This is a genomic window from Anaerococcus senegalensis JC48, from assembly GCF_000321005.1.
Taxonomy (GTDB): Bacteria; Bacillota; Clostridia; order Tissierellales; family Peptoniphilaceae; genus Anaerococcus; species Anaerococcus senegalensis.
The window spans coordinates 206,854-213,680 of record NZ_HE578908.1 but is presented as its reverse complement, the minus strand read 5'-3'; the positions used below and the strand labels follow the sequence as shown (position 1 = coordinate 213,680).

Here is a 6,827-nt window from a genome sequence, read left to right as displayed (position 1 = left end):
AAATGATAATTTATAAAATGATTGTTAAATATAGACATACAAAATAAATATTACAAATAAGATTATAAATAATTTTTAAATTACTTAAGATACTGAAAAAAACTTAGTGTCAAATTGTTTATTAATTCTAATGATATTAAGCTCATATTAAGCGAGAAATAAGAAAATAAAGTAGAAAGAATGAAATTATTAGAAAAAAAGATCTTTATTTGGTTAATGGTGGAGATAAAGAAGACTATGATTTTGGTTACAAAATTGGTTATGCTGCTAAAAAAAGCTTGGAATTGGACATCATCTAAGGTTAAGGGAGCAATAGATTACTTTAGAGGTTAAATCACTAAATTAAATATAGTATTATAGTTTTATTAATTTATAAATTTTAAAGGAAAATTATGAAAGAACTAACAGAAAAAGAACTAAAAAAAGTTGAAGGTGGTTTCGACCCATTTCAAATTTATGAAGAAGCTAAAGATTTTGTAAATAATAGAGCAGGCAATTTAATAAGAGGATTTAAAGACGTCTGGAAAAATAATTAATTTTATATAAGTAAAAACAAATTTATTTCTCGCTTACCATATATTTAATTGAAGGAGAATTTATGAAAAAAATATTACTCGGATCTTTGAAAATCTTATATCCATTAATATTTATAGTATTATTTTTAGGATATAAGGGGTTTATTTACCAGGATATAAAAGCTTATATTATTAGGTCATTTTCCGATAATAGTCTTGGACCTAATATAGACACAATTTTTATGAGCTTGGAAATTGTTCTTATGTTGTTAATATATATGAGGTTACCATCTTCTATAAAAAATGGCTACGGGATTAGAAAAATTAATTTAAAAGAAGTTTTATTACTATTTTTAATTTCATTTTTAGTTTATATAGTAGCTCAAAGGGTTTTGGGATACATGTATACACTTAAATACGGCAGTGGTGTTTTTAGAACTATGGGAGATACAATTGGAGAAAAAGTAGATATTAAAAAGATATACTCATATACGAATGGAGATAATTTCATTAATACAATTCTTTTAAGTTCAATATTAGAGGAATTAGTTTATAGGTATTTTATGAACTTACCTTTTACAAGTAAGATTGGTAAACTATATGCTTTAATTATATCATCAATACTATTTGCATTTTCTCATGGTCCAGGAAGACCAATATTTTGGGTTACTTTAATCGATGGCATGGTATCATGCTTAATATTTTTTTATAGTAAAAATATTTTATATTCTATTATTTATCATATTTTTTCAAATGTAATTGTAACATTATTTTTGCTTATATCTGTTAAATTTCCTATTATAGAATTATTTATTAAAGGAAATGAATTAATGGCTATGGTGTTTGAACTACCTATTTCAATTAGTATAACTTTAGTTGGAATTGGAGCTTTTGCAGTTATATTATTTTTCAAAACATATACAAAAAAGGAGTTGTTAATATGAAAACTGAAAATTATTATTTTATTGATAATGTATCAAAAGAATTTTCAAAACAAAAAGTTCTTAAAAATTTTAAAGCCAAGATTCCAAAAGGAAATATTGTTGGACTTTTAGGCCCTAATGGAGCTGGGAAGACTACACTTTTTAAGTGTCTTTTAGGACTATATAATTATACAGGACAAATAAGTATCCATGAAGCGAGTGGCAGCAAATTGTTAGATAAAACTCATGTGGCAGGCATGGTAGGTGAGCCTTCATTTTATGAAAATTTCACTGTTAAAGATAATCTGAAAATAGCTATGGCCTATGCAGATACTAGTAAAGAAGAAGTGATTAATCTAATAAAAAGATTAGATATTGAATATTATTTAGATAAAAAGATAAAAAAGTGTTCTCTTGGAATGAGACAAAGAGTTGCAATAGCCATGACTTTAATAAAAAAATCAGATTTAATCCTTTTAGACGAGCCAACAAATGGTCTAGATCCAGAAGGTATTAGAGATTTACGAAATTTTTTAAAAGTTATATGTCACAAAGAAGGTAAGACTGTTTTACTTTCTAGTCACATACTATCTGAGATGAGCTTGGTATGTGATAAGGCGATATTTATGAACAAGGGTAAATATTTAGGAAAAAGCGATAATGTAAAAGATTTAGAAGATCAATATATGAAGTTGATAAATGAAGATAAGGCTAATTTTAAGGAGAAGTTATGAGAGATATAAAGAATTTTTCAAGGCTAGTTTCAGTTGAAATATCAAAGCTATTTAACTTTAAAAATATTATTTCGCTTTTTTTAATTATTTTAGTTTCAAATGCTCTTGTTTTATGGATTTTTAATACTGATAGTACAGATAACGAAGAAGATATAAAAATTGAAGAAAAAATGAACTCAGCTTCTACTTGGAAAGATAAGGCTAAAGTTCAGATAGAAGCTAACAAAACTTTAGAAGATGTTGTTGGTAAAGACAAGGTCAAAATGAATAATGATATATTAAAGTATAGAATAGATAATGACATTGCTCCAGTAAAGGGTCATAGTAGCTATGAATACCTAAATTATACATCTAACTATATTAATATAGCCGTACTTATTTTTATTATATATTTATCATCAAAATTATATGGTCTAGAGATAGAAAATAAGATGGAGGATTATATATATAGTCAAAAATTTTCAAGATTTTATAGCTTTAATACTAAAATAATCGCTTTACTTATTAGTGTTGTAGCTATAATAGCAGTATCTAGTCTTATCACCTTCATTGCTGGTGGCTTGTTTTATGGATTTGAAGGTGGATTTAAAAAGACTGTATTTTATTTTAGCCACAATGTCTACGAACATACTTATTTAGTTCATAGCCTAATAAATATTTCCTTGTGGTTAATAACTGCGATATTTTTATCTATAATTACTTTTGCTTTGACAGAAATTTCTAAAAATTCTTTAATTTCAAGGATTATATCTATCTTGTATTTTCTTTTAGGATTTTCATTATCAAATAAACTTATAGATTTAAAAGTGGATTCAAAAATAATATCATATACTTTCCTACCTTATGCAAATATATCTAATTTTTTAAATACTCCGATAAATGATTATTTTACCTTTACTAAAGGAATAATTATTATATTTATACTAGGTATTTTGATGTATATAATTTCAAGTACACATTTAAACAAAAGGGACATATAATGAAATATCCATCTGTTAGACAAAAAGATTCTACTGATTGTGCTGCTGCATGCTTGGCTACAGTATGTAAATTTTATGGTAGAAATAAAGATATAGTTAGAATTCGTCAATATGCGAAAACCGATAGCAAGGGAACTAATGGAGTGGGATTAGTAAAGGCAGCACAAAAGCTAGGCTTTATGAAATAGATATAAGTCCGAAAGAAAATCTTGATGGAATTGTGCCATCTGATGAAATAAAAACTATAGAAGTAAAAGACTTGAACTTTTCATATGGTTATAGGGATAGAGTTTTAGAAGATATTTCATTAAACATAAGTAAAGGTGATAAAATAGCTATAGTTGGACCTAGTGGTTGTGGTAAAACTACTTTAGTTAAGTTATTGATGGATTATTACAAAGTAGATGAAGGGATAATAAATATAAACAGATATCCTATTGAAAAAATAAGTAAAAGTTGGTTAAGATCTAAAATAGTTTATATTTCTCAATCTATATTCTTTTTTAAAGCGACAATTAGAGAGAATCTATTACTTGGAAATATATATTGATGATAAAAAAATTAAAGATTATCTTAAAATTGTAGGTTTAGAAGATTTTTTAGAAAAACTACCCATTGGTCTTGATACAATCATAGAAGAAGATGCCTCGAATTTATCAGAAGGTCAGAATCAAAGATTTGCAATTTGTAGAGCTTTATTAAAAAAACCAGAAATATTAATATTGGATGAAGCTACAAGCCATCTAGATAGTATAACTGAAAAAAAGATTAGTGATTTATTTAAGGAGATTTCAGATAAAATTACCACAATAACTATAGCTCACAGACTTAGCTCTATTGTTGATAGTGACTTAATATATTTTATGGATGGGGGAAAGATTATTTCAAAAGGAAGTCATAAAGACTTATTAAGGGAGAATGAATTTTATAGAGAAATGGTAAATAACTTAGCGATTTCACCAATATAAAAAAGCAAGGATTTTTCCTTGTTTTTTTTATATAAAGTAGCTTCTCATAACTATTTAAGAAAAAAATAGTAAAATATAAGAAGAAAGGATTTATTATGGATTTTAAAAAATTATTTAAATTATTTTTACATACCCTATATTTGTCTGCCTTTACTTTTGGTGGGGGATATGTAATCTTATCTTTGATGGAATCGACTTTTGTAAAAAAATTGGGATGGATTAATAAGGAAGAGATGCTTGATATGACCGCTATTGCCCAATCATCTCCTGGGGCTGTTGCTATAAATGCATCTATTTCTGTAGGTTATAAAATATTTGGATTTTTGGGAGCTTTAGTTGCTACTTTGGGGACTGTCATTCCTCCACTTATAATTATTTCTGTAATTTCTTATTTTTATGATGCTTTTATTTCTAATAAGTATATTGGATTAATTCTAAAAGGAATGCAGGCTGGCGTTGGAGCTTTAATTATAAATGTTGTTATAGATATGGCTAAGGAAGTTATTTTTCACAAGGGATATTTGATTTATGGAATTTTTATCATATCATTTATTCTAAATGTTTTTTTGCATGTAAATATTATATATATAATTTTAGCCTTAATTGTTTTTGGAATTATTAGTTCTTTTGTTGGAGGTAATTATGCTTCTTGATTTATTTATAAGTTTTTTTAAGGTGGGACTATTTTCTTTTGGAGGAGGCTACGCTGCCCTTCCTTTGATTCAAGAAGAAGTTGTAAATGCAAATTCTTGGCTTGGAATTTCTGAGTTTAATAATCTAATTACTATTAGTCAAATGACTCCAGGACCAATTGCTATTAATTCTGCATCATTTGTTGGGATGAGAGTTTTTGGGATTTGGGGAGCTATTGTTGCAAGCCTTGGTTGTATTACGCCTTCTTTTATTATAGTTGGTACAATATCTTATTTTTATAGTAAATATAAAAATCTTGACACCATGCAAAGTGTTTTGGGATTTTTAAGGCCTGCTGTTGTGTCTATGATTTTGGCTGCAGGAATTGATATTTTGAAGACTGCTTTTTTTGATATAAATAAAATTTCTATGGAAAATATAGATTTTTCTATGGTGGTTTTATTTATTCTTATGCTTATTGCTATTAGGAAAAGTAAAATTGATCCTATAATTTTAATGATAGGTTCTGGTTTTATTTATTTGTTTATACATTTATTTATTTGAGGTGATTCATAGTGAAAATTAATTATAATTTGAAAATGGAAGAGATCATAAAAAATATTGAAAAGGAAGATAAAAAACCAAAGCTTTTACTTCAAGTTTGTTGTGCGCCTTGTTCTTCTAGTGTTTTAAGTCGTTTGAGAGAATATTTTGATATAGATATTTTTTATTATAATCCAAATATATATCCTGCAAATGAGCTTGAAAAAAGAGTGGAGACTGTAAGAGAGTTAGTTTCTGATATGAATCTTGGTTCTAGAGTGATTTTTCCTGAAAATAATCCAAATGATTTTTATGATTATGTAAATAATAGAAAAAATGACCATGAGGGAGGAGAGTCTTGTTATAGGTGTTATGAATTAAGGCTTGAAAAGTCTGCTATTTATGCAAAAGAAAATTTTTATGATTATTTTACGACAACCCTTTCAATTTCTCCCTACAAAAATTCTGCTTGGCTAAATGAGATAGGGGAAAATTTGGAAGAAAAATATGGAATAAAATATTTGTATTCTGATTTTAAAAAGAAAAATGGATACAAGGATTCGATTGACCTATCTAAAAAATATAATTTGTATAGGCAAGATTATTGTGGTTGTATTTTTTCTTATAGGGAGATGGAAGAGAAGAAAAAATCAAAATAAATGTTATTTTTATCTTTCTTTGGGTAATTTTATATAGGGAGAGATAAATATGGCTGACGTATTACTAATAAAAAATTTAAATGAAGATCAATTAAATAATATAATACCAGTTACAATAAAGACTAACATAAGTGATAGAGATAAACTTGTGGGAATTTTTAATTGTTTAGTTGAAAAAAATTTAGTTGAAACTAATAGATTAGCAATTAAAAAATCTTCTATTACCATAGATTTAATCTCTTCTAATATTACAGAAGTGATAAAAGAGTTAATAAAAAATAAGTGTATGATATATGGTGTATATGTATTGTATGATGATTATTTAGGAGGAAAATATAATGAGTGAAAAATTACTAGAAATGATCAATGACCAAATGAACTTTGAATTACAATCAGCATATGAATACAAGGCTATGCAAATTTATGCTGATGATGAAGAATTTGAAGGATTTGCTCACTGGTTTGGACACCAAGTTAGAGAAGAAATTGAACATGCTGAAAAAATGACTAAATTCTTACAAGAAGTTGGATATAAACCAGTATATAAAGCAATGGAAGCTCCAAATGAAGAATTTGAAGACCTATTAGATGTAACAAAAAAAGCTTTAGATCATGAAAAAGAAGTTACAAGAAGAATTCATGAAATAGCAAAAGCTGCAAGAGAAGAAGGAGATGAAAGAGTAATTTCATTTATCCAATTGTTTGTTGATGAACAAGTTGAAGAAGAAGATACTTTCGGAAAACTTGTTACAAGACTTGAAAGAATTAATGGAAATTACGGTGGCCTTTACATTCTTGATGGCCAACTTGCACACAGAGGATAATAAATTGAGGCCAAGTTTTACTTGGTCTTTTTTTGTTAGATAAATTAA

At 26.7% G+C, this 6,827-nt stretch carries 13 protein-coding genes; all 13 read left to right on the top strand.

What is annotated here, in order from left to right; translation table 11 throughout:
* Positions 1-180 precede the first annotated feature (180 nt).
* Positions 181-333 (top strand): hypothetical protein, encoded by a 153-nt coding sequence (locus ASHG_RS09225; protein WP_187364737.1) that lies wholly within the window; start codon positions 181-183, stop codon positions 331-333.
* Positions 334-392: 59 nt separating this feature from the next.
* On the top strand, positions 393-536 hold the full coding sequence (locus tag ASHG_RS08930) for a bacteriocin (RefSeq protein WP_167320529.1): 144 nt from the start codon (positions 393-395) through the stop codon (positions 534-536).
* Positions 537-598: 62 nt separating this feature from the next.
* A complete protein-coding gene (locus ASHG_RS08795; RefSeq protein WP_051145905.1) occupies positions 599-1,459 on the top strand; it encodes a CPBP family intramembrane glutamic endopeptidase in 861 nt (286 codons plus the stop codon).
* Positions 1,456-2,172 (top strand): ABC transporter ATP-binding protein, encoded by a 717-nt coding sequence (locus tag ASHG_RS07635; RefSeq protein WP_051145904.1) that lies wholly within the window; start codon positions 1,456-1,458, stop codon positions 2,170-2,172. The genes ASHG_RS08795 and ASHG_RS07635 overlap by 4 nt, the downstream gene beginning before the upstream one ends.
* Positions 2,169-3,152, top strand: coding sequence for an ABC transporter permease (locus ASHG_RS07630; RefSeq protein WP_040398692.1), 984 nt, complete (start codon positions 2,169-2,171; stop codon positions 3,150-3,152). Before ASHG_RS07635 ends, ASHG_RS07630 begins: the two co-directional genes overlap by 4 nt.
* On the top strand, positions 3,152-3,340 hold the full coding sequence (locus ASHG_RS08790; protein WP_051145903.1) for a cysteine peptidase family C39 domain-containing protein: 189 nt from the start codon (positions 3,152-3,154) through the stop codon (positions 3,338-3,340). Before ASHG_RS07630 ends, ASHG_RS08790 begins: the two co-directional genes overlap by 1 nt.
* A gap of 32 nt (positions 3,341-3,372) precedes the next feature.
* Complete coding sequence (locus tag ASHG_RS09505; protein ID WP_051145902.1) at positions 3,373-3,702, top strand: ATP-binding cassette domain-containing protein; 330 nt, start codon at positions 3,373-3,375, stop codon at positions 3,700-3,702.
* Complete coding sequence (locus ASHG_RS09500; RefSeq protein ID WP_051145901.1) at positions 3,686-4,120, top strand: ATP-binding cassette domain-containing protein; 435 nt, start codon at positions 3,686-3,688, stop codon at positions 4,118-4,120. Before ASHG_RS09505 ends, ASHG_RS09500 begins: the two co-directional genes overlap by 17 nt.
* Positions 4,121-4,215: 95 nt before the next feature.
* Positions 4,216-4,773, top strand: a complete 558-nt coding sequence (locus tag ASHG_RS07620) for a chromate transporter (protein ID WP_040398690.1) — start codon at positions 4,216-4,218, stop codon at positions 4,771-4,773.
* The gene (locus tag ASHG_RS07615; RefSeq protein ID WP_084689300.1) at positions 4,763-5,317 is read left to right on the top strand and encodes a chromate transporter; all 555 of its coding nucleotides are present in this window, start codon (positions 4,763-4,765) and stop codon (positions 5,315-5,317) included. Before ASHG_RS07620 ends, ASHG_RS07615 begins: the two co-directional genes overlap by 11 nt.
* Before the next feature lie 8 nt (positions 5,318-5,325).
* The gene (locus ASHG_RS07610; protein WP_040398688.1) at positions 5,326-5,955 is read left to right on the top strand and encodes an epoxyqueuosine reductase QueH; all 630 of its coding nucleotides are present in this window, start codon (positions 5,326-5,328) and stop codon (positions 5,953-5,955) included.
* Between the two features lie 49 nt (positions 5,956-6,004).
* Positions 6,005-6,301: a hypothetical protein gene (locus ASHG_RS07605; RefSeq protein WP_040398687.1), complete on the top strand. Its 297-nt coding sequence runs from the start codon at positions 6,005-6,007 to the stop codon at positions 6,299-6,301.
* Positions 6,294-6,779 (top strand): ferritin, encoded by a 486-nt coding sequence (locus ASHG_RS07600; RefSeq protein WP_040398685.1) that lies wholly within the window; start codon positions 6,294-6,296, stop codon positions 6,777-6,779. The genes ASHG_RS07605 and ASHG_RS07600 overlap by 8 nt, the downstream gene beginning before the upstream one ends.
* Positions 6,780-6,827: the final 48 nt, after the last annotated feature.